We start from the raw sequence: 26,310 nt of genomic DNA, 5'->3' as shown, positions 1-26,310 counted from the left end.
CGAATGTTTTTAATTGAAGGAAGATGGCTAATGGTGATTTCAACCGAGTTTGAGCAAATTGCTGCACGTTTCCCGGAAAATATCGCGGTGACACAGGGAAATGAAAGTCTGACCTATCGCATGCTGTCAGAGCACGTAACTAGACTCAGCCAACCGTTGCATGATCAGGCTGGCAGTCAGTTCGTCATGACATTGATGGAAGAGAGTATTTCTCTGATAACCGCAGCATTAGCCATTATGAAAGCAGGCAAAGTGTTTGTGCCATTATCGCCAAAACTGCCGGAACAACGTCTTGCCACATTGCTGGCCCAATTTCGTGGCACAACGATTGTGACCTGTCGTCAGTGGTTGCCACTGCTGGAACATTTGTCCGAAGATTATTCGCTGGTGTTGGCAGATGAAGTGCTGGCTGATGAAATTCAGGAACAACATTCAATCATTCCGCCTGTCAGAGTAGCTGAAAACGCATTGCCTACCCGGATTCATAACAGTGACATTCAGCACCACAGACTGGCGTATGTCTATTTTACCTCTGGCTCGACCGGACAGCCCAAAGCCATTTTAGGGCGCGAAGACAGCCTGCTGCATTTTATCCATTGGGAAAGCCGTGAGCTGGGAGTGACGCCTGCTGACAAAGTCAGCCAATTGATCAATCAGATGTTCGATCCTTTCCTGCGGGATATGCTGCTGCCTTTGTTGAACGGTGCAACCCTGTGTATTCCTACTGTCCATGATATCCGTTATTCACCGCAGGAATTGCTTGGCTGGATGCGTGAACAGCAAATCAGCATTACCCATCTCATTCCTTCCTTGTTTCAGGTTTTACTGGAATGTCCGCAATCTTCTCATGACCTCCGGTCTCTGCGCTATGCGGTGTTGTCAGGAGAAATGTTGAAAGGTTCGCTGGTGGATCTGTTTTATCAGCGCCGGTTACCGCAGGCTCAATTGATCAATCTGTATGGAACGACGGAAACCACACTGGCACGAGTCTGTTATCGGGTGACAGAGAAAGACAGACAGCGGTCACTGATCCCTGCAGGTAAGCCCATCGATGATACCGTTATCGCCGTGGTAAATGAGAGGGGAGAAAGTGTTACGGCCGGTAGGGAAGGGGAGATCTGGATCAGCACGCCCTATATGAGTGCCGGTTATTTGTCATCGGGAGCTGAAAATAATGCACGTTTTATCACACCGGAACAGGGAGAGCTGGCGGGCCAGCCGGTTTACCGAACCGGTGATCTGGGGCGCATTGATGAACAGGGGAATTTACTCCTGCTTGGGCGAAATGATTTTCAGATTAAAATCAACGGGCAGCGCCTTGAAACAACAGAAATTGAGAGCCTGCTTGAACAGCATCCTGCGGTACAACAGGCCATTGTGCAGGCATTTGAGCAACCGCAGGGTGTCAGGCTAGTGGCCTTTATCCGTCCGGTTCCTGAGACAACCGTGACAGAGACGGCATTAGAGACTTATCTGTCACCCCATCTGGCTGCGGCCATGCGCCCCGCTGATTATCAGTTCCTGTCACAATTCCCGTTGTTATCCAATGGAAAAATTGATCGTAAAGCATTACAGGCACCGACTATTCGCCACAGCTCTATTCACCGGCAGAATCCGGTTCCTCCACTAGGCGAACCGGAAATAAAGCTGGCAGCTATCTGGCAGTCACTACTGCATGTTGACCCGATTGGACGTGACGATAATTTCTTTGCTCTGGGAGGTGATTCTCTACAGGCAATCCGCATGATTGCTCAGGTGTGGGAGCAAACGGGGCTGAAACTGCATTTCAGTGATCTGTTCCGGCAGCCGACACTGGCCCAATGTGCGGCCATGCTGCATGCCAGCGAACAGCCAGAAGAGATAACGGCAGATTTACATACAGCCAGTTATGAACAGCAGGGCATTTATCTGATCCAACAAACGGTTCCTGACCTCCCGATTTTCAATATGGCCTATGTTACCGAATGGCAGGGAGCGCTGGATCAGCATCGTTTACAGCAATCCCTTGATGCTTTATTTGCCCGTTATGATGTGCTGAGAACCGGTTTTGTCATGCAGGAAGGCGAGATTTCCGCCCGGATAGCAGCGACTGTTTCTGCCGATATTCTCTGGCAGGATCTGACCCGATACGGTGCGCAGGCATCATTGCAGGCAGAAAATATTATCAGCCAGTTTGCTTCCTCATCCTTTGAATTAGCTCAGTCACCATTGTTACGCTTGGCAGGGTTGACACTGAGACCGCACAATCATCTGATTGTACTGGTTTTTCATCATTTGATTGTGGATGAAGAATCAGTCAGACAGTTGTGGGATGAATTACTGGAAAACTACACGCAGTTGCAGGCAAGAAAAGAGCTTACTATCCGGTCATCTCATTATGGTCAGCGGGAACATGTACGTATCCAGCATCAGCGGGTGAACGGGAAAACCGGAATGGCGGCCCGTGAATACTGGCAACAACAACTGGCAGGAACACTGCCGTTACTCCAGCTGCCTTATGATTTTCCCACCCCCGCCGTCCGCAGTTATCGGGGACGACATATGTCCTTTAGTCTGCCCTCAGCAGCCCATAAACAGATTGAGAAACTGGCCTATCAGTATAGCGTCACGCCTTATCTGATTTTACAGGCGGGATTTATTGCATTTCTGGCTCGTTATTCACGTCAGAGCGATATTCTGCTGGGAACACCGGTTTCCAATCGTCATTATAGTGAGGAGCAGCAGCCGGTTGGCCTGTTACTCAGCTTATTAGTGATACGAAATCAGGTTGATCTCAGTCATTCATTCGAACACTTGCTGGAACAGGTTAAATCTACCTTCATTGATGCGATTGCACATCAGGATCTGCCCCTCAGCCAGTTGTTACTTTTGCTCAAAGAGGATTCAGGAAAAAACGGAGGTGAAGATAATCATCATCCGGGGATCTCGCCACTGTTTCAGACCCTGTTTACCTACCAAAACACACCCGTTACCCACAAACATCTGGGGGCAGTACAACTTTCTCCGTTACGCCACTGGGATGTGCAAATTGCCAAATATGAGCTGGCACTGGAAATGTGGTGTGAAGACGGAGAATTACAGGGCGTATTTCAATATGCCAGCGACCGTTTCCTGCCGGAAACCATCTCCCGCATGGCGGAAAACTTCTGTTATTTCCTGCCACAATTAATGAACCAGCCACAACAGGCTGTAGGGCGTGTAGCCCTGCTCAGCCCCGGCCAGCAACAGCAACTGACTGAATGGAACCGAACGGAACGCCCTTTCAGCGATAATATTGCGCTGCATCAGCTTATTGAGCGTCAGGTACAACGAGTACCTGATGCCATTGCCGTTGAATTCGGTCAGCAATGCCTGACTTACGCTGAATTGGATCAGCGCGCCAACCAATTGGCCCGTTTTTTGATTCAACAAGGTGTCGGGCCTGAAATTTGTGTCGGATTGAGTGTTGAGCGTTCACTGGAATTAGTGATCTGTTTTCTGGCGATCCTGAAAGCGGGTGGGGTATATGTGCCGATTGATCCTGACTACCCGCTGGATCGCAGCCTTCATGTGATTGAAGATGCGGGGCTACGCTTGTTGATAACACAGGAGCAGTTTGTGTCACGTTATCAGGACGGTAATGTTCCTCTGTTCTGTCTTGAAACGCTGATGCCTCAGCTTTCTGCGTTCAGTACTGATAATCCACAGGTAGATGTCCGGGCTGAAAATACCGCCTATATCATCTATACCTCCGGCTCGACCGGCAAACCGAAAGGCGTTCCTGTCCGCCATCGCGGAGTCTGTAATCTGGCAGAAACGGAAGTGGAATTTTTAGCTATACCGCCGGATAGCCGGATACTCCAGTTCGCTTCTTTTAGTTTCGATACTTCCGTCTGGGAAATCCTGATGGCGTTCTGTAGCGGCAGCACATTATTAATGGCTTCCCGCCTTGCTATCATGCCCGGCCCTGATCTGCTGGAGCAGCTTATTACCCGACGTGTGACTCATGTCACTTTACCTGCATCGGCACTGGCTGCACTGCCTGTGGCTGATTTACCGGATTTGCAGGTGCTGATCGTCGCCGGAGAAGCCTGCGGGCCGGATTTGCTGCATAAGTGGGGGAAAAATCGTCGTTTTATTAACTCCTATGGCCCGACGGAAGCTACAGTGGGGACGACGAATGCCGAGTTGACGACAGATGATAACCAGATTCATATCGGCCGCCCAATCGCCAACTCACAGGTCTGGATTTTGGACGAATATCAGGCACCATTGCCGATTGGTGTTGCGGGCGAACTCTACATCGGCGGGGTGGGTGTGACGGCGGGTTATCTGAATCGGCCTGACCTGACTGCATCTCATTTTATCCCCGATCCGTTCAGCTCCCGACCGGAGGCCCGCCTTTATCGCACCGGCGATCTGGCTCGTTACAGAGCTGACGGCAATATTGATTATTTGGGGCGCATTGACCAGCAAATAAAAATTCGTGGCTATCGCGTAGAACTTGGCGAAATTGAAAGTGCCCTGCGCCAGTATTCTGCTATTTCTGATGCAGTAGCAATGGTACGGGAAGATTACCTGAATGCCAGTGCAATCGTCGCCTATATACTTCCCAACGCGGGGTCTGAACTTGATCAGGCACAGATTGAATCGTATCTGAACGGCTTATTGCCGGAATTTATGTGCCCGTCCTGCTATGTGTTTTTGCACGAATTTCCTCGCCTGCCGAATAATAAAGTAGATAGAAAGCGTTTTCCCAAACCCGTCAGGCAGGAAAACGAAATCGTTGCAGAACCCGCTCAGAACGCCACAGAACAGGCTATTATTCAGGTCTGGCAGGATTTGCTGGGGCATCAGGGGATTGGACGTAATACCTCATTTTTTGCCGCAGGCGGACACTCACTGCTGGCCGCTAAAATGGTCGCTATGCTGGCTGAGCAGTTCCGGCTGTATTTCAGAGTCAGTGATGTGTTTATCTGCCGTACTCCGATGCGGCTGGCAGAAAAAGCCGATTTAACAGCCCGTGTTCATCCTCTGCATCTGGAAGCCGTGCATGAAGCTCCGCTGAGTTTTGCCCAGCAACGGATGTGGTTCCTTGATCAGCTATACCCTGATAGTTGTCGTTATCACATCACCAGTATCAAAACGTTTACCCGCGCTGATTCACCGACCAACACAACCGGAAACTGCGGAGATGCTGAACGGATACAAAACAGCATCATGTTGCTGTTTCGTCGCAATCCATTGCTCAATCTCCGTTTACGGATGGCAGGAACCACACCACGGCAATACTACAGTGAGCAGTTACCTGATTGCCCGCACGAAATTATCGAAGTACAGAATGAGCAGGAATGGCAGCAGCAGTTACAACTGCGGGCCATGCATATGGCGGAAACGCCCTTTCAGTTGATCGGACAACCATTATATCGGCTATTGCTGGTCACGGATGCAAGACAAGGCAGCGCACTGATTGTCTGCCTGCATCATATTCTGGTGGATGAGCAGTCACTGGCGCTGCTGGATAATGAGTTACTGTCATTGTATTTGACAGAAGAGTATCTGGCAGAAGAGTATCTGGCAGAAGAGCCTCTGGCAGAAGAAAACGCCATTCAACCAGTAGCCCCCGATTATATGCAGTTTGCCGCATGGGAACACAGCACAGAAGCCCAGCAAATCTGGCATAGCCAATTAGATTACTGGCGTCAGGTCTATCATCACCTGCCACCGGTAGCGACATTCCCTCAACAGCATTCTGAACGGACTGACGATGTAAAAGCGGCTTATCACCGTCTGCCGCTCTCCTGTGAACAGACCGCCGCCCTGCGCAGGCTGGCAAAACAGCAGGATACAACACTGTTTACCCTGATGATGGCGGCGTTCCAGATTTTATTACAGCGCTACTGCGGGGAAGGTGACGCAACGGGGGATATTGTCGTTGGGATACCTGTATCGCTGCGTGACAAACCCGAACTGCAATCTGTGATTGGATTATTACTCAATACGCTGGCTGTACGTCAGAACGTGGATATCAGGCTGTCATTTACTGAGTTCCTGCATAGCAGTGTGCAGACACTGAATCAGGCAATGGTGAACAAAGATGTACCGTTTGAGCAGGTTGTGGATGCGGTATTACCCGCAGAAAAACGCTCTCTTTCTCCGCTGTTCAGAGTCATGTTTGTATTCAATGCACAGCAGCATAATCAGCAATGCCGGACTGGCACAATAAACAGTCAGTCGATAAATAATCCAGAAGCTAAATTCGATTTAACGTTGTTTGTTCAGGAGATGTTTGTTCAGGAGATGCCTGAGCCGGAAATGACGGATAGCCTGTTATTAACCGTGGAATATCGTCAGGCGTGCTTTGCACCGGAAATGGTGGCGCAACTGGTGACGCATTATGTCCGTCTGCTGAACAGCTTGTGTGATACACCAGAGCAGTCAATTTATCAGTTGCCTATGTTGTCACCACAAGAATATCAGCAGCAGGCGAACGAACTTAATTCCACGGCTCAGCCGCTGTTATATCCGATGGTACACCAGCAATTTGAACAACAGGTGAGCCGGACGCCACAGGCGATTGCCCTGCGGGAACAAGATGAAACCGAATTTGCGTTGAGTTATGAACAGCTCAACCAACATGCTAATCGACTGGCGAATGATTTACTGAAACAGGGTATTGGTCAGGGATCGCAGGTGGGGATCTGTCTGCCGCGCTCCGCCATGCTGGTTGTGGCGATCCTTGCTGTTCTGAAAACAGGGGCAGCATATGTACCCGTTGACTGCACTTATCCGGCAGAACGTGCCCGGTTTATGCTGGAAGATGCACAGGTCGCACGGGTGATCACCAACCATGAGCAGTCGGCCAGATTAGCTCTGCCAGCGCAGCAAAGTATTCTGTTGAATCCTGAACCGTTTATTTCAGAAGCCGTTACCGATTATCAGGGGAATATTGCTAATCCGGATATTGCGATTTCACCGGAGCAGCCCGCCTATATTCTCTATACATCCGGCTCGACCGGCAGGCCAAAAGGTACGATCATTCCGCATCGTGGGCTGCAAAACTATCTCCAACATGCCTGCGAATATTATGGAGACAGGAGCAGACAGGGAAATACTCTCCATGCTTCTATCTCCTTTGATGCCACTATTACCAGCCTGTTCCTGCCGTTATTACAGGGGCAAACCCTGTTTATTCTGCCGGAAAGAGATGATATTCCGGCGTTAATTCAGGCGTGGCAGCAGTTGCCGGATTTAACAATGGCGAAGATCACTCCGGCCCATCTGGAACTGCTGAGCCAGCAGTTATCACCGGAACAGGTAGGGCGGATACCTCTGCTGGTCATTGGCGGAGAAAGTTTGTCTGCCAGTTCCCTGCGCTTCTGGCGACAACATGCACCACAAGTCAGAATTATCAATGAATATGGCCCGACGGAAGCCACAGTGGGCTGTTGTATCTACGACACACTGGCCGGAGAGATAAAAGGTGATGGCGCATTGCCGATTGGCCGTCCGATAGCCAATACACAGCTTTACCTGCTGGATGAATGCCAGCAGTTGGTGCCGTTTGGCTCTGTGGGGGAACTGTATATTGGCGGAGAGGGGGTAGGGCTGGGGTATTTTAATCGTCCGGAGCTGACTGAAAGCCGCTTTATCACCTCTCCTTTCTCTTCATCATCACAGAAAAAACTCTATCGGACAGGCGATCTGGCCCGTTATCTGCCGGACGGCAATTTGTTATTTTTGGGACGCAAAGATCAACAAATCAAACTGCACGGTTACCGAATTGAACTGGAAGAAATAGAGGCTCAACTTTCAGCCTGTCAGGGTGTGGCTCAGGCAGCGGTAGGGATTAGAGACGTTCACGGTCGTCAGCATCTGGTTGCTTATCTGGTCATGAACAAACCGGTGGCAGGCCAGACTGTAACAGAGACAGAAAATGTGAGGCAAGCACTGAGCCAGCGCTTGCCAGCATATATGTGCCCGACTCAATGGATCATACAGGAAGTACTGCCACTGACGGCTAATGGCAAAATTGACCGCAGAAGTCTGGCACAGATTTCGTTACCCGAACAACCTGATTACCCGCATCGTCGGATGCCGGTGACAGCACTGGAAAAACAGCTGACAGAAATCTGGCAACAAGTATTGGATCAACAAAACTTGGGCATTGATGATGATTTCTTTGTGCTGGGCGGAGATTCTATTCTTAGCCTGCAAATTGTGTTCAGAGGGCGGGAAATTGGCCTGCGGATCACACCGAAAATGCTGTTTGATTATCCAACTATTGCAGGATTAGCCGCTGTCGTGACGCAAGACCCTAACAGTAAAATGGCACAGGCAAATAATGCTGATGGTAAAGCCGAAAACAATGCTCAATCCGTACAGGGAGAGTATGCCCTGTTGCCAATTCAGCGCTGGTTCTTTGCCCATCACCATGCTAATCCGCACCATTATAATCAGTCCTACCTGTATGCTCTGGAGCCGGAAACAGATATTTCGCGGCTGGAGCAGGCATTGGCACTGGTAGTTAATCAACATGATGGACTGCGTTCACGTTTCCCGCTGACAGGTGAGCAGGGCCGGAGTTATGGGAGAATAGGTGAAGCGGTCACAATATTGCCGATAGAGCGGTGTCGGATCACAGCAATTCCGGCGAGAAAAGCCCTGCTGCAAGCCGTGGCTGAACGGCAGGCCCAACTGAATATAGAGCATGGCCCGTTACTGACAGCAACTCATTTCATGACCACTGAAGGAGACTATTTGTTGCTGACCGTTCACCATATGGTCATAGATGGTGTTTCATGGCGTATTCTGACCGAAGATTTAAGCCACTATTACCGGGCAATGCTGGCAGGGGGAAAACCGACCCTGATGACAAAAACGGCCTCTTTGATTAATTGGTCATCCCATCTTATCGATTACGCCCAGTCTGAGCAGGCTCAGGAAGAATATCGATTCTGGCAACAAAAACTGAATCAGGCCGTGCCTGCTCTGCCCTGCGATCAGGGAGAAAAACCGTTCCCCGGCTTAGTCAGAGAATCAGCGAAATACCGGCTGGCATTAGCGCCTTCTGTTACCACGAATCTGGTGCAGCACACCGGATATGCCTATCGCACCCATGTAGGCGATTTATTACTGGCAGCGCTGGCGGCAACACTGCAACAGTGGAGTGGTTCCGGATTGCTGCATGTGGATATGGAAGGGCACGGGCGGGAAAGTCTGCATGAAAATGTGGACGTCAGCCGTACAGTTGGCTGGTTTACCGCCATTTATCCTCTGTTACTGGAACTGCCAGCGTTCTGTTCACCGGATAAATTGATTCAACGAGTGAAAGAAGCTGTGCGTCAGGTTCCTTATAGCGGCACCGGATATGGTGCATTACGCTATTCCCAGACAAATGCCAATCATCAACTGCCCGCAATTCCGAAGGCTGATATCTGCTTCAATTATCTGGGCCAATTTACCCGTACCTTCCATCAGACACCATTACAGGGTGTTGCAGATATGGTGCTGGATGATCGTTATGCCGCGGATAATACCGCTTCATATGCACTGGCAGTAGATTGCTACATTGATGAGGGGCAATTACAGATAGAGTGGACGTATAACCGTCAGTGTTATCGGGATGAAACTATCAATAAACTGGTGATGGTGATGAAAGAGCAGCTTCTCCTGCTGACAGATCACTGCGTGGCTCAGACCCTGACAACATATACGCCATCTGATTTCCCGCTTGCCAGCCTGAATGCGGAAACCCTGCACCAGTTGCAGCAACGGTATGGCGTAATAGAAGATATCTACCCGCTGACTTACACGCAGGAAGGGATGCTATTCCATTCAATGGCAGAGCAGGGCCACGGGCTGTATCACGAACAACTCTGCTTTACCCTCAGTCAGCATGAAATAGATATTTCCCGCTTAAAGAGAGCATGGCAGCAAGTAACTGACCACTATCCTGTTCTGCGCAGCCGTTTTGAAATGAGACTTGCCAGTCAGCCGTTGCAGATTGTCACGCCCAATCAGGAAGTGGACTGGCGTCAACATGATTTAAGGTCTTATAGCCGACCGGAAGCTGAGCAACATTATCAGAACCTGTTGGCCGCGGATCTGGCAGAAGAATTTACACCGGAGCAGGGAACGCTGTTCCGCATCACCGTGCTGCAATTGCCGGATGAGGCGATACGCCTTCTGTTCAGCCATCATCATGCCATTCTTGATGGCTGGTCAGTCAGGCTATTACTGACAGCCGTTGAGTCTATTTACCAGCATACTTCTCGTTACCAGCAGGTTTCCCAGCCTCTGAATAATATCCTGCCACCCGCGCCGGCATTCCGATCATTTATTCGCTGGCAACAAAATAACCGCAGAGCGTGTCAGGAATACTGGCAGGTGCAATTAGCTGATGTTGGCGCAGCCACATCCTTGCCCGCTGCTCATCCGCTCAGGGCGGCCAGTCAGTTAAAACAACGTCATACCTTCCGGTTGCCCGCCGTACTTTCGGAGCGGCTGGCTGAAACAGGCCGCCGTTACCGCTTAACCATCAATACGTTGGTACAGGGCGCATGGGCTTTATTGTTACAGCGTTACAGCCAGCAGGATAAGTGTCTGTTCGGTATGACGGTATCCGGCCGGCAAGCAGAATTAGCCGGCATTGATAAAATGGTTGGGCTGTTAATCAGCACACTGCCAATCCATATTGTTACTCACCATTATCAGACGACCACAGACTGGCTGAACGCTATTCAACAGCAGCAGCGGGAACATGAAAGATTCAGTGATATCTCGCTGGCTGATCTGAAATCAGCCTGTGAACTGCCGGAGTTTGAAACGTTACTGGTGTTTGAAAACTACCCGCAACCCAAACAGGGCGATGCCCGGAAAAATCTGTTCCAATTTACTCAGGCGACGGAAAGCACGAATTATCCACTGGTGCTGGTGGCATCATTTTCTGACGGCCTGCATGGTACGTTGGTGTACGACACAGGTTTGTATGATGCCGCTACCGTAGCTCGTCTGACAGGGCATTTTATCCGCCTGTTAGAGCAGTTAATCAATAATATGACGGGAAGACCGGACGATATTGCCCTGCTGGACGAACGGGAAAAGCAGCAGCTACTGACACAATGGCAAGGGGAAGCATTGCCTGTTTTTGCCGGGAATGTGTATAGCCTGTTTGCCCGTCAGGTTCAGAAGTCTCCCCGTCAGACTGCTGTGATTGATGGGCATCAGCAGGTCAGTTATGCCGAATTAGCGCAGCAGGCTGAACAGATTAGCCTGCGTTTGCACCACAATCGGGTTAAAGCGGGAGACAGAGTTGCGCTTTATTTACCCCGTAGTCTGGATTATATCGCTGCGATGCTGGCTGTCAGCAGGATCGGCGCTTGTTATGTGCCGATTGATACGTCTTATCCCACGGAGCGGGTCACTTATTTATTGTCAGACAGCCAAAGCTGTCTGGTGCTGACTTATCAGGCTCTGGCTGCCAATCTTACATATGATATCGCTGTTTTGGCTCTGGATCAGAAGACAGAGCCGTTACCATCGAGCGCGTTACCTCCGGTCATTGATGACGCCAGTGCATTGGCCTATCTGATTTATACCTCCGGCTCCACAGGCGCACCGAAAGGCGTCATGATTGAACATCACAGCCTGATTAACTATCTGACAGATGCCGCTTTGCGTTATCAGGTGACGACCGGAACTCAGAGCCTGTTCCATTCTTCCGTCAGCTTTGATGCCACCCTGACCAGTCTTTACCTGCCGTTGTTACATGGCGGCACCATCACCGTGATTAAGGATGACGCGGATATTGCCGCGATAGCAACGGCATTACAACAACCGTCACCCAAAGATCGGCATTTATTGAAAATCACGCCGGCTCATCTGGGCGTGTTATCGGAATATCTGGATGCTACCGCGAGATCCCATGTGCATTCATTGGTGATCGGAGGCGATGCGCTCAGTTGTGAAACCGTACAGGGATGGCTGCCGGACGGAGGAGATATCGGTGTATTCAATGAATACGGCCCGACGGAGACCGTCGTCGGCTGCTGTGTCCATCGTGCGGACAAACAGCAGGATTTACAGGGCATGATGCCGATTGGTTTACCTATCGCCAACACGCGTCTGTTTGTCCTGAATGATGATTTGTCACCGACTCCCTTTGGCATGGTCGGTGAGTTGTATATCGGTGGGTTGGGAGTGGCGCGCGGGTACTGGGATCGCCCTGAATTAACAGCAGAAAAATTCATCACATTGTCCGTTCCGCTGGAAGGTGGAACACAGGAAAGCATACGGGTTTATCGCACGGGGGATCGGGTTTGTGCTCTACCGGATGAGAAACTGCTCTATCTTGGTCGCCGTGATCGGCAAATCAAGCTTCGGGGTTACCGGATAGAACCGGGGGAGATTGAAGCACAACTGATGCAGCATCCATATGTACAGCAAAGTGCACTGCTTACCTATTCCGATAAAGTATATTCTGGTAAACAGGAAGACATGCAGTTGGTGGCTTGTGTGTCTCTTAAACCTGAGTTTCTGAAACCGGATTCACTAAAGCCAACCGTAAATGACGGTATACCTTCCGACTCTCTATCAGAAATATCAGGACAAATACTCGGTTTCCTCAGCCGGTATCTGCCAACTCATATGTTGCCGCATGTCATTGTACCAATGGATGAAATGCCGCAGACCATCAATGGCAAGATTGATTATCGGGCTTTGCTGGGGCGTTTGCCGGAACTCCTGTCCGGATTGAAACATCTCTCCCGTCAACCGCAAGAAGAAAACGCGTCGTATTCTCCGCAAACGGCACTGGAAAGCCATCTGCGGGATATCTGGTGTGAAGTGCTACGACAACAACAGATTGGGTGTGATCAGAGTTTCTTTGCTCTGGGAGGGCACTCACTACATGCCTTACGTATTGCAGCCCGTATTGAACAGCAACTGGCAGTCAGGCTCTCTCTGGCTGAACTTTTGCAACACCAGACAATTAAGCAACTTGCTCATTTTCTGGATTCTCGTATGACCGGAAAGGTGATCGACAAGAATACACAGTACAACACGATAAAACGTGTCGTACGCGGACGGAAATAAAAAACACAATAACAATGGAATATACCCGAAACCCGCAAAGTTACGGGTATTTAGCCGGAGGTTTTATGCAGGAAAATATATTTCAGTTTAAAGCATCCCTTGCGCAAAAACGTTTATGGTTGCATGAACAACTCGAACAAAAATCCGCCATTTATCACATCACAACTGCGCTGGTGCTTGAGGGACATTTGGATATACCGGCACTCACACAGGCTATCAGCGATATGGTGGAAAGACACGAGTCTTTTCGCACAGGTTTTGTGTATCAGAATGGCTCACTTTATCAGTGTTGCCATGAATCCGTATCTTTACCGCTGGTCACGGTTGATTTGTCTATGCTGAGTGAAGAAGAACAAAAGCAGCGTTTACAGCACGACAGTCAGCAACCGTTTGATTTACAGCAGGCTCCGTTATTGCGTTTTACTCTGTATCAGTGTGGAACTGAACACGGGGAGGAGCGTCATTATCTGGTGATGGTGCTGCACCACATTATTTCAGATGGCTGGTCTGCCGGTATTATCAGCCGTGAACTGACAACATGCTATAACGCACGGCGACAGGGCAAATTCCCCGAATTGCCGGAGTTACCCATACAGTACATTGATTATTCAGAATGGCAGCACGATCAGCATGAAAATGCTGCATTAGCTGAATCGTTGGTATGGTGGAAAGAAAAACTGTCCGGCATTGAGCCTATCGCGCTGCCTTTTGACCACCCACGCCCCAGCCGTCTGAGCCTGCGCGGTAAAACGCACTGTTTCGCATTATCGCCTGAACTGACACAGGCACTGGATCGACAGGCACGTCAGCAAAATAAAACCCTGTTCTCCACGCTATTAAGTGCATTTTACCTGCTGCTTTATCGCTACAGTGGTCAGACTGATCTGGTTATCGGTTCGCCGGTCTCCGGGCGTGGGCAGTTGGAGCTGGAAGGTATTGTCGGATTCTTTGTCAATACACTGGTTTACCGGATTGAGCTGGATCCTCATGCTAATTTCACTCAATTACAGACGCAGGTTTTTAATACTGTACTTGATGGTTTATCCCACCAGCGGGTGAGTTTTGAACAACTGGTGGAAGCTATCAACCCCAGACGGGATCTGAGCTATGCTCCGCTGTTTCAGGTCATGTTTGCCTTTGATAGCTCAGACTCTGCCGGATGGCAGTTAGATGGAATAAAAACCACGCCATTCACGGTTGTGGGGGATTACGCCAAATTCGATCTGACGCTCTCGATGGAAAAAATCTTACAGGCAGATGGCAGAGAACAATTGCAGGGCACATTTGAATACAGTACTGACCTGTTTGATGAAGCAACGATTAAACAGGTTGAGGCTAATTTCTGCTTTTTGTTGCAGGAAATAGCCCGGAACGCCCATGCTGCGCTGACTGAGTATCAATGTATCAATGAAGCGGAAAAACAGTGGCTACTGCAAGAGTGGCCACGCAGCCTGAACACTCATCCGGTCACACACACCTTACATCAGGCATTTGAGCAACAGGTCATGCGTCGTCCGCAGGCTATTGCTCTGAGCACTGACAATGGCAAGACGCTCACTTATGAACAGCTTAATCAGCGGGCCAATCAACTGGCACACCATATTTTGAAAATCAAGATGCTGAAAATCAGGCAGCAAACGGAGGGAACGGTAGAATCAACGCCATTGATCGGCCTTTGTCTGGAACGTGACGAAGAGATGCTGGTTGCTATTCTGGCCGTATTAAAAGCAGGGCTGGCTTATGTACCCATCGATGGCAGCCATGCACCGGAACGGGTTCGTTTCTACGTTGAAGATGCGGGTATTCAGCTGGTTATCGGCACTCCTGTATACCGCACTCTGTTTGATCACGAAAAAGTGGATTATCTCTGCATCGATACTGAAAAAACCTTTATTCAGACTATGCCGCTGGATAACCCTGATATGGCCTGTCAGCCTGATGCACTGGCTTATGTGATTTATACCTCCGGCTCTACCGGTGTACCGAAAGGCGTGGAAATCCCGCACGCCAATGTCATGCGGTTATTCAGTGCCAGTCAACGTCATTTTACCTTTAGTGAAAATGATGTCTGGACACTCTTTCACTCCTGCGCGTTTGATTTCTCGGTATGGGAAATATGGGGGGCATTACTGCACGGCGGACGTCTGAGCATTGTGCCTTATTGGACCAGCCGGACACCGGGCCATTTTTATCAGTGGGTACAACAGGAAAAAGTGACCGTGCTGAACCAGACGCCTTCTGCTTTCCAGCTATTTATGGCGGCTGATGAACAATTAAATAAAGAGGATAAAAACGGAATAAATTCACCTCTGTCGCTGCGTTATGTGATTCTGGGAGGAGAAGCGCTGGAGCCGGCTAATTTGTTGGGCTGGTTTAAAAAACATGGCGATGAGCAGCCTGAAATCATCAATATGTATGGCATTACTGAAACGACAGTACATGTGACCTATCGCAGGATCAGGCAGGCGGATGCCTTGCAGGGGGGAAAAAGCCCGATTGGTGAAGCGCTGGACGATCTGGAGATTTTTTTACTGGATGGACAAGGTAGATTGTCTCCACTGGGAGCCGTAGGAGAGATATACGTTGGTGGTGCCGGTGTGGCTCGCGGCTATTTGAATCGACCTGAACTGACGGCCCAGCGTTTTGTCGATAAACGACAGTTTTTCCCGCAGGCAGAAGCAGGGCAGCGGTTATACCGGAGCGGGGATTTAGCACGTTTGCGGCGGGATGGTGCGTTAGAGTATCTCGGACGTGCTGACCATCAGGTGAAAATCCGGGGCTTTCGCATTGAGTTGGGCGAGATTGAAACAGCCCTGAAACGTATTGATGAAATAGAACAGGTGGTCGTGATGGCTTACCAGAACGAAGGTGAGCATACTTCGCATCTGGTGGCGTATATTGTGCCGGCGGGAACACGTTCGGCTGAAGCATTGTCTGTCGATATGCTCAGGGCTGAACTGAAGCGTACTCTGCCGGACTACATGCTGCCATCTGCCTTTATTTTCCTTGATGCCCTGCCACTGACCAGTAATGGAAAAATTGATCGCAAAGCCCTGCCCGCGCCACAACAGGTACGTCCGCAACTCGCCAGTGAATATCGGGAAGCTCGCAATGAAACCGAACGTGAATTGCTGAAGTTATGGCGGGAAACATTGCCGGTATCGCGGATTGGCATTCATGATAACTTCTTTGCGCTGGGAGGCGATTCCCTGCGAGGTGTCCAACTGACGGGTAAAGCACAGGAGCAGGGCTGGCTGCTGACGCTGGCGGATCTGTTCCAGCACCAGACAGTAGCAGAACTGGCAACCCTGATTGATGAACGTCGCAAAGAACATCAACTGTCAGCGCAAAGTATTGCACCATTCAGCCTGATATCAGAGAAAGATCGCTTGCATTTACAGGCGCAGGCACAGGAAAGATCGCAAAAAATCGTTGATGCCTACCCGCTCAGCCGGATGCAGGCGGGTATGTTCTACCATATGAATATGTCACCGGATGCCAACGTATATCATTGTACCGGAACGTCTCATCTGCGTATTAACGGGGCGTTTAATGAGCAGGCATTCAGGGAAGCAACCGCTCAGACCGTGGCAGCCCATGATGTACTACGCACGGCGTTTGATATGGAGAATTACAGTGAGCCGTTGCAATTGGTCTATGACTTTGCTGAATTACCGATTGTTGTAGAAGACTTGCGTCATTTATCGGAACAAGAGCAGGATGTGCGGGCAAAAGCATTGCTGGAAGCAGAACGGGTGAATCCGTTTGATCTGCTGAATCCGACCCTGCTGCGTTTCTTCATTCAACTGCGCACTGATAACTCCTTCCAGTTTACGATGACCGAATGTCATCCGGTCTTTGATGGCTGGAGTTATAACACCATGATTGTGGAAGTCTTCAATCGTTATGCCACGCTGACAGGACAGACAAGCTGGCAGGCACCGGATAAAAAATCACTGGAGTATCGTGATTTTATTGCGCTGGAGCGGGCTGCTATTGCTGATGAACAACAAAAAAATTACTGGGCCCAGAAACTGGATGACTGCACCATCCTTGAATTGCCACGTAAACAACATACGGAGGGTATTCAGAGTGCTCATTCCCCTGCAACCAGCCCGAAACTGAAATCTGTTTCCCTGACGCTGGATAGTACTGTTTATCAGGGATTACGTCATTTGATGCTGCAACTTGGCGTCCCGCTGAAAAGCGTTTTGCTGGCAGGGCACGTCAAGGTCATCAGTATTTTCAGCGGAGAGAATGACATTCTTACCGGGATCAGCGCGAACGGACGCCCTGAGGCGCAGGGAGGAGAGCATCTGTATGGTCTGTTCCTGAATATTCTTCCATTCCGTCAAATCCTGACATCTGTCTCCTGGAACGAGTTAATCCGGCAGGTCTTTGCTAACGAAATTGAAGCAATCCCGCATCGTCGTTATCCATTAGCCGAAATTCAGCGCCAGTTCGGTCAGCAGCCATTACTGGATGAGGTGCTGTTTAACTATATTGATTTCCATGTTTACGGCCAGATGGCAGCGGAAGTGGGGCTGGAAGTGGTGGACAGGCTGCATACGCAGGACGTCTACGAAGGCACCCATTTTACACTGGATGTCCATTTTCAGCATCTTACGCTCTCTTCGGCGCTGGCCAGTGATCAAATCTCCATCCAACTTGATTACGACGAAAATAAAATCAGCCGTGGATTGGTATCAACGATGGCGGAATGCTATATCGCGGTATTTACGGCGATGGTGGCAGATCCACAGGCATTGCATTGCGCCAATCATTTCCTGCCAATGGTACAGCAACAGAAACTGGAAAATTTCAGTCAGGGAGATGCTGGCTATCAGGGGCCAGAAACACTGGCTGGATTATTTGCTGAACAGGTAGCCCAAACACCGTCTGTGCTCGCGGTTGAATTCGGGGAGCGGCAGCTCAGTTATCTGGAGTTACACCAACAGTCCAACCAGTTAGCACATCTGCTGGCAGAAAAAGGGGTGAAACAAGGACAGTATGTGGCGCTATTGCTGGGGCGCAGTGTTGAATTGATCGTTTCGATGCTGGCACTGGTAAAACTCGGCGCGGTTTACCTGCCACTTAATACCGACGACCCGGATATCCGGTTGATCGAGCAGATAGAAGATGCTCAGTGTGATTTGTTAATCATTGATAGGCGGGTAACAGACCGGTGGCTGCCTGACACTATGCCAGATCTTCCGCCTGTTTTATGGCTGGATGAAGAACAGTCTGCACTGGCACAAATGCCGGTGAGTGATCTGCCGGATTACCTGAATTCTCACGCAGAACATCAGGGCGGTCTGCCTGCTTATATCATGTACACTTCTGGCTCTACCGGTAAACCGAAAGGGGTATTGATCGGGCAAAAAGGTATTATTCGTCTGGTTAAAAATGTCAGCTATATTGATTTCCACGCCTTTAAGCGTTATCTGCAACTGGCTTCCGTCAGTTTTGATGCTTCAACATGGGAAATCTGGGGACCGTTACTGAATGGCGGTTCAATAGTGATCTTCCCGCAAGGTGTGGTTTCTGTCCTTCTGCTGGAAAAAATCATTAAGGAATCGCAGATAGAAAGCCTGTTCCTGACGGCATCCTTGCTTAATCTCATCGTTGATGAACGCCCCCAGCTATTGCAACCGGTAAAACAATTGATTTCCGGTGGTGAGGCGATGTCATCATGGCACGCAGCCCGCATTAAGGAGCGTTATCCTGAACTGATCCTGATCAACGGTTATGGCCCAACGGAAAATACCACGTTTACCACCAGCTATCGTTATCGGGGAACCGAAGGTCATAGTGTGCCAATCGGCAGACCGAATGAGGGCAATCAGGTTTATATCCTTGATAGCTTCCTCCATCCTGTTCCTGTTGGTACTGCGGGGGAGCTATACATTGGAGGTGAGGGGCTGGCGATAGCTTATCTTAATCAGGAAAACATCTACCAAACCCTGTTTATTGAAAATCCATTTGATAAATCCCTCTCAGACCGGCTGTATAAAACCGGTGATCGCGGGCGTTTTCTGCCTGATGGCAACATTGAATACTTGGGGCGTATTGATGACCAAAACAAGATCAGAGGTTATCGAGTGGAAACCGGGGAAATTGAAGCCGTCCTGTGCAAACATCCGGATGTGGAACGTGCAGCGGTTCGGGTGATTGAGGAAAACCGGGGTAAACGGATCGCGGCTTATATCGTTCTGCATGTCGGACAGGCTCTGAATACGATGGAGCTGCGTAATTATCTGGCGGAAAGGCTGCCACGTTACATGATACCGGCCTATTTTCAGGCTCTCTCTTCTCTGCCACTGAATGCAAACGGCAAACTTGATATTGCCCGATTGCCACAGGATATCCCACAGCAGGCTGCTTATCATGAACTGAGTAACGTTTCCCCATTAGCGGAGACGGTTCCCGCTGTCGCTGAGGAAAAAACCAATGTACTGACCGATCCTGTCGTGCTTGCCATTCAGCAGGTCTGGGCCGAAGTGCTGGACATGGAATCTCCCGGTTGTAATCAAAACTTCTTCGATCTGGGGGGAGATTCACTGCTGCTGGCCCGTGTTCATCTGAAACTGCATGCGCTGGGTTATACCCGACTTTCCATTATTGATTTACTGAATTATTCCACCATTCACCAGCTTGCCCGCTTTATCAACGGAGGGCACGGACAGAGTGAAAACGCAGGAACTTCATCGGCCATGAAGAGGATGCAGGGTGCTAAAGAAACCAGTCTGAACAACATCACTGATGGTCGTCAGCGTCTGGCGGAAATGCAGAAAAAAATGCAGCAGAAAAGGTAGCCGGAAGATGAATAGTGGGAATGAGGAATAACGGATCATGAATAACACCGATGGTAATAACGTTCAGAGGGAACAGGCAGTGGAATCAGTGTCTGATTTGGAAATGCACGGTTTTGAAATCGCCATTATCGGTATGGCGGGACAATTTTCCGGCGCGAGTGATGTTGAACAATTCTGGCAAAATATCGCGGCGGGAGTTGAGTCTGTCAGGCCATTGACTGATGCCGAACTGGATGCAGAAGGAATATCAGTGGAGGCCCGTTCGCGGGCCGATTTTATCCGCAATGTTTCCGTGCTGGAGCATCCTGAAGATTTTGATGCTGAGTTTTTTGGTTACTCTCCGCGGGAAGCTCAGGCGATAGATCCACAGCAGCGCTTGTTTCTGGAAACGTCATGGCTGGCATTGGAAAATGCCGGTTATGCAGCGGAAAAGTTTCAGGGACCAATCGGCGTGTATGCCAGCAGTTCCAGCAGCAGCTATTTTATGAATTATCTATTGAATCATCACACTGCCGAAGGGCCGTATTTATCGGACATGCTGCTATTTGGCAATAATAACGATCTGCTTTCGACACGGGTATCCTACAAGCTCAATCTGCGGGGGCCGAGTTTCACTATCGGGTCGGCCTGCTCCAGTTCAATGGTGGCGATACACTATGCCTGCCAGTCTTTATTAGCCGGAGAATGTGACATTGCACTGGGCGGAGGTGTTCACGTTGGTTTTCCCTCCCACAGTGGCTATCACTTCGAGGGCAGCGGCATTCTTTCCCATGACGGGCATTGTCGAACTTTCGATGCTGAGGCATCCGGTACTCTGAGCGGTGATGGCGTTGGTGTTGTGGTGCTGAAACGGTTACAGGATGCACTGGATAGTGGCGACCATATTTATGCAATTATTAAAGGTTCTGCGGTCAATAACGATGGGGCCGAGAAAATCGGTTTCACTGCGCCTTCGGTAGCAGGTCAGACAGCGGTTCTTCAGCGCGCATTGCTGGTGGCAGACGTGGCACCAGAAAGTATCAGTTATATCGAAGCTCATGGTACAGCCACGCACCTTGGCGATCCGATGGAAATGAAAGCCCTGCTCAGTGCTTATGAGCAGCCGGAAACAGGGCAGACGCGCTGTGCGGTGGCTTCTGTCAAAGCGAATCTGGGGCACGTAGACTCGGCGGCAGGCGTGACGGGCGTAATGAAAGTTGCACAAATGATGATGCACCGTTATCTGCCACCTGCGGTCAACTTTACCCGCCTCAATCCTGAAATTAATCTGACCGGTTCAAGATTCTATATACCGACAAAAGGTGAAGCGTGGCAGTGTCAGGGCGTACGCCGGGCGGGTGTCAGTTCCTTTGGTATTGGAGGAACCAATGCCCATATGATTTTGCAGGAAACCCCTTATACTTCCCCGTCAGGCCCGTCTCACCCGCAACAGTTGCTCTCTTTTTCAGCCAAATCACCGCAAGCATTACAGGCAAAGTTACTTAACTTCCGTGATTGGCTGGAAAAATCTCCCCGACTGCCATTAGCTGATATCGCTTATACCCTGCATGTCGGCCGTCATGAAATGGATTATCGGCATAGCCTGGTATGCCATGATCACATCAGCGCGATTACGGCACTGGATAATTATTTATCCCGGGCAGTACAGGAAAATACGTTACGTACCGTTGCTTCGTCTGTCATTTTTATGTTCAGCGGGCAGGGAGCACAATACCCCGGCATGATGAAGGGGTACTACGATCAGGAGCCAGTATTCAGGGCCGCAGTGGATAGATGTGCGGAGATAATGCTGCCTTTGCTGGAGCGTGATATCCGTCCGTTAATCTTCGATACGGCTGAAGCGAATAAAACCCCGGCGTTATATCAGACACGTTATACCCAGCCAGCTCTGTTTGTTGTCGAATATGCGTTGAGTCAGTTGCTGATGGCATGGGGGATACGTCCTACGGCTTGCATCGGTCACAGCATCGGAGAATATGTTGCCGCCTGTATTGCGGGTGTTTTCACTCTGGAAGATGCAGTGAAGATTGTGATCAGGCGGGCTAACTTAATGAATCAGATGCCTGCCGGAAAAATGCTGGCGGTAGAACTTAATGAAAGAACATTACAGGGCTATCTCACTGAGGGTGTTACATTGGCTGCTTATAATGCGCCTGAACTTTGTGTGGTATCCGGCGAAACAGAAGCCATACTGATGCTTGAAGCGCGTCTGTCGGAGGATAATATCGAATCCGGTACGCTGCATACTTCCCATGCTTTTCACAGTGCGATGATGGATGCGTGTCTGGAGCCGTTCAGACAGACATTTGATGGCATAACACTATCAGCGCCAGAATTACCCTTTATTTCTTGTGTAACGGGAACATGGATCACTGCTGAACAGGCTATGTCGCCGGATTACTGGGTACGTCAATTGCGTGAACCGGTTGCGTTCAGTCAGGGAGTGGCGTGCTTATTGTCTCAACAGGAAGTTACTTCAGTCTCCCATATACAGCAATCTCAATCACAAAAAACCTCACCTTCAAAAGCGCCAGTTTTACTGGAAATGGGGCCGGGCAGTGCTCTGACCGGACTGGCAAAAATACAGCTTACAGGTTCAGCGGCACATCAGCGGGTGTTCAACAGTACCCGAAGTATCAAACAAACTATCCCGGACAGACAACATTTACTGAATCTATTAGGGCAGCTATGGCAACAGGGGGTATCTGTCGACTGGTCTGCATTTTATCAGCCACAGAAACGCCACCGCCTTCCTCTGCCCGGATATACATTCCAGCGTCAGCGTTACAGTCTGGATTCATGGATTAGTGATACCTCGCATAAAAAGGCTTCTCATACCCGACAGACGGCTTCAGATAACGGGCGGTTGCCACTGGAGCAGTGGAGTCACCAGATCCGCTGGAAACAGATGACCATACCGGTGGCAGATTATGCCCGGTTAAACGGGCAGGTTTTCCTGATTTTTATGGACGGTTCAGGAGTAGGCAAACAGCTAACAGCTGAACTGACACAATTAGGTGGTGAAGTCTGGCAGGTGATACAGGGCGGACGTTTTAAAGCAGATACAAACACACGTCAGGTCATCATCAATCCGCAGAGCAGCGAAGACTATCAGACATTGGCGGATTTATTTAACAACCGGAAAGTGAAGGTCACTCACATCATTCATGCCTGGTCAATAACGCGTTCAGCTTCCATTGCATTGAACACGGCCTTTACCAATTATGAATCTCTGTTGCATATCGCCCGGCAATTTGCGGTAGACCGATTAGCAACAGATGGAATAGATGAGGATCAACTGAAAACGGTTTCACTAAAAATAGATATCCTCTCCAACCGACTGCATTCGATTACAGAACAGGACAGAAACGATCCGGCTAAAGCGCTGCTGCTTGGCCCATGTCGTGTCATTCCAAAAGAGTTTGAACAGGTGCAGTGCAGGAGTATTGATATTGCCCTGCCTGCTCGCTGGTCACTGCCTTTACTGAATCCTAAGCCGTCTGATGCCGTAATATCAGCATTACTGACAGAGATCCTCAGACAGCCGGAAGAACAGGAGGATCAGGATAATATCGTCGCGCTTCGCGGAAGGCATCGTTATGTTCCGTTGACTGAAACCGCAGTTTTACCCGCGACGGCATCCCCGCTATTAAGACATGGGGGAAACTACCTGATTACGGGCGGATTTGGCGGTATTGGAGCCACAATAGCACTCTATCTGGCGAAGCATTATCAATCCCATTTGATTTTCATCAGCCGCAGTGAATTACCGCCCAGTAATGAATGGTCAGACTGGCTGGAAACTCATGATGCAGACAATAAGCGCTCACGCCATATCCGTTTGTTACAACAGTTAAAGCAGATGGGCGCGTCTGTTTCAGTCATTTCTGCCGATCTGGCGGATGCTTCAAGAGTCAACAAAGCACTGACCGATGTTGTTCTCCAGTATGGGCAAATCCACGGGATCTTTCATTGTGCAGGTATTGCCGATGGCGGGCTGATCCAGAATCGCAGATTCGAAGACTCACTTCAGGTATTCCGGTCAAAAGTACTGGGAACACAGGTTCTGGATAACTGGTTTAAACGTCGCCCACTGGATTTTTTCGTTTTAAGTTCATCACTGGCATCCCACATAGGTACAATCGGGCAGGTCGCTTATTGTGCAGCCAATGCTTTTGAAGATGCTTACGCTTTATCACGTCATCAACTTGTTTTAGATGAGAAAAATTTCAGTAAGTCACATTCAGGCACGAAAAAATCTACCCGCTATCTTGCTATTGGCTGGGATGCATGGCGTGAGGTAGGAATGGCTGTGGATAGCCTGCGTCAGTGGTATCAGGATAATGAAGAACAAGAAAGTATCAGGCACGGTATTCTGCCGGCAGAGGGTTGCCGGTTACTGGAATTATTACTGTCACATGGGGACAGTGTTTATGCTGTTTCTACCCGCGGCTTACCGTTACCGGATACTGACCACACGGTGGAAAACAATATCCCAGCGGAACAGGACCAAAATACGGCAAACACGGGCGAGCAGAATCTGTATCCCCGCCCAGTATTAAGTGTCGCTTATCAGGCTCCCCGCAATCAGACGGAAGAAATTATTGCTGATATCTGGCAGGAAAAAATGGGTATAGGCCCATTAGGGGTGTTTGATGATTTCTTCGAACTGAATGGTCACTCACTGATGGCAGTGCAGATCATCGCAAAAATTAAACAACGGCTACAGGTGGTATTTCCTGTCGGGTTTATTTACGAGCACTCCACGATTGAACAATTGGCTGAGCAGGTCAATCTGCGTAACAAGGTGCAGCCGGACAACCTGATAGGCAGTTCGGAGGAAAGGCGATGATAGCCAAAATGCACAGAGGCAAGGCCGCCAGAAACTCGCACGGCACCGGGAATAACAAGCAGGGAAACTGGTTCCCGTTGGGATATGCCCAGCACTGTTTCTGGTTTGTATCTACTGCACTGGGGGATACAGCTAACAATCAGGTTGGTATTCTGATTGAAGGAGAACTGCGGATAGCGGTGCTGGAACAGGCTATCAATACGCTAATCCAGTCGCATATTTCCCTGCGCACGGAAATACTGGATTACGCACCAATGCAGCGGCTTTGCCAGATGCGGGAGTTTGATCTGCCGCTGTTGGATCTGTCAGCTTATGATGCCGATAAGCAGGAACAACAGGTGACTGAAAATAGCCAAAAATTCCTGCATACGCCATTTAACCTCAAATCGCCTCCCCATCTGCGGGCACAGATTTTCCGGTTGGCAGAATCAAAACATGTATTGTTTTTATGCTTTCCTCACATTGTGGCGGATGGCGGAGCCATCCACTTGTTTGAGCAACAGCTCTGGCGGCTTTATGAACAGGGATGTCACGGGAAAAAAAGCCAGTTAAATTTACCTGATCAAATGCAAATTGATGAATGGGTCTGTTATGAGCGGGAAACCCATCATCAACATGGTCAGCAAGATTTGGCTTTCTGGCGGCAGCATCTGAAGGGATATCCTTATGCGCGTTTTCCTGCTCGCTATCTCAACCAGAATACTCTGACCGATCATGAGTTTTACCTGCCATTTCCTGAAAATAGCTATGACTTGCTGGACACGCTGGCTAAACAGCAAAAAGCAACATTGCAGATGGTTTTTCTGACATTGGTTGCAGAGGTGATTTACACCATGACAGGGCAGTCCCGTTTCTCGCTGAATTCAGTGCTGGAAGGCAGGGAACAGCCCGGAAGTGAAACATTGATGGCACCCATGCTGCGTGTTATGCCGGTGCCTGTCAATCTGGACAGCCTAAAGGATAGAGAAGGAAAAAATGAGGCGACGACAATTGCTTTATTGGAACAGGTCAGGGAAAAGATTTTATCGGCCTATGACCACATGGAATGCCCGTGGAGTTTGCCGGTAGGTGTACTGGCTGAACAGCGCTGGCATAGCAGCCCCGGTATTTATTCTCTGGCAATCCGTGCAGGTAGCTGGCTTTACAGCAAGGTATTCCGGCGTGCCCGGCTCTACCCGCATTTTCTGGCTGATTTTTTGTTTATGGAACCCAGACCACCGCAATCTATCATTCGCCGAGCCAGACGCAGCGTAGAAATTTCACAACCAACGATAAACATTAATATATTACAGGATGTATTCAAATCTGAGACGTCGGGTAGCAGGCTGGATGGGTTACGCCTGAGCAGCTACTGGAAAAGTGAACATCGGGAACATCAGGCGTTGCCCGGTCAGGCCATTTCTACCCAATGGGAAAATGACTCTATCAATATTTACGTCACACTTTCTGAAGATAGCAAACCAATCATGCAAATTAACTGCTGCTGCTTTAATCAGGCAGGGATGGCCTGTTTTACCGGATTGCTGAAGGAAAAACTATCTTCTCTCTCCCAACTTATCACTGAATGAG

At 49.5% G+C, this 26,310-nt stretch carries 4 protein-coding genes; all 4 read left to right on the top strand.

Annotated elements, in window-relative coordinates; translation table 11 throughout:
* Nucleotides 1-30 precede the first annotated feature (30 nt).
* The 4 genes from AACS92_RS07875 to AACS92_RS07860 all read left to right on the top strand — a co-directional run bounded on the left by AACS92_RS07875 (nt 31) and on the right by AACS92_RS07860 (nt 26,309).
* Nucleotides 31-13,074: a non-ribosomal peptide synthetase gene (locus AACS92_RS07875; RefSeq protein ID WP_193756839.1), complete on the top strand. Its 13,044-nt coding sequence runs from the start codon at nt 31-33 to the stop codon at nt 13,072-13,074.
* A gap of 65 nt (nt 13,075-13,139) precedes the next feature.
* Entirely contained in the window at nt 13,140-19,889 is a 6,750-nt protein-coding gene (locus AACS92_RS07870) for a non-ribosomal peptide synthetase (protein ID WP_099108414.1), read from the top strand.
* Nucleotides 19,890-19,926: 37 nt separating this feature from the next.
* Entirely contained in the window at nt 19,927-24,741 is a 4,815-nt protein-coding gene (locus tag AACS92_RS07865; protein WP_241537850.1) for a type I polyketide synthase, read from the top strand.
* The gene (locus AACS92_RS07860; RefSeq protein ID WP_099108413.1) at nt 24,738-26,309 is read left to right on the top strand and encodes a condensation domain-containing protein; all 1,572 of its coding nucleotides are present in this window, start codon (nt 24,738-24,740) and stop codon (nt 26,307-26,309) included. Before AACS92_RS07865 ends, AACS92_RS07860 begins: the two co-directional genes overlap by 4 nt.
* Nucleotide 26,310 lies beyond the last annotated feature (1 nt).

The organism is Xenorhabdus sp. KJ12.1 (assembly GCF_963876495.1).
GTDB classification, from domain to species: Bacteria; Pseudomonadota; Gammaproteobacteria; order Enterobacterales; family Enterobacteriaceae; genus Xenorhabdus; species Xenorhabdus stockiae.
The sequence above is the reverse complement of the archived record's forward strand: the minus strand, read 5'-3'. Positions and strand labels throughout refer to the sequence as shown.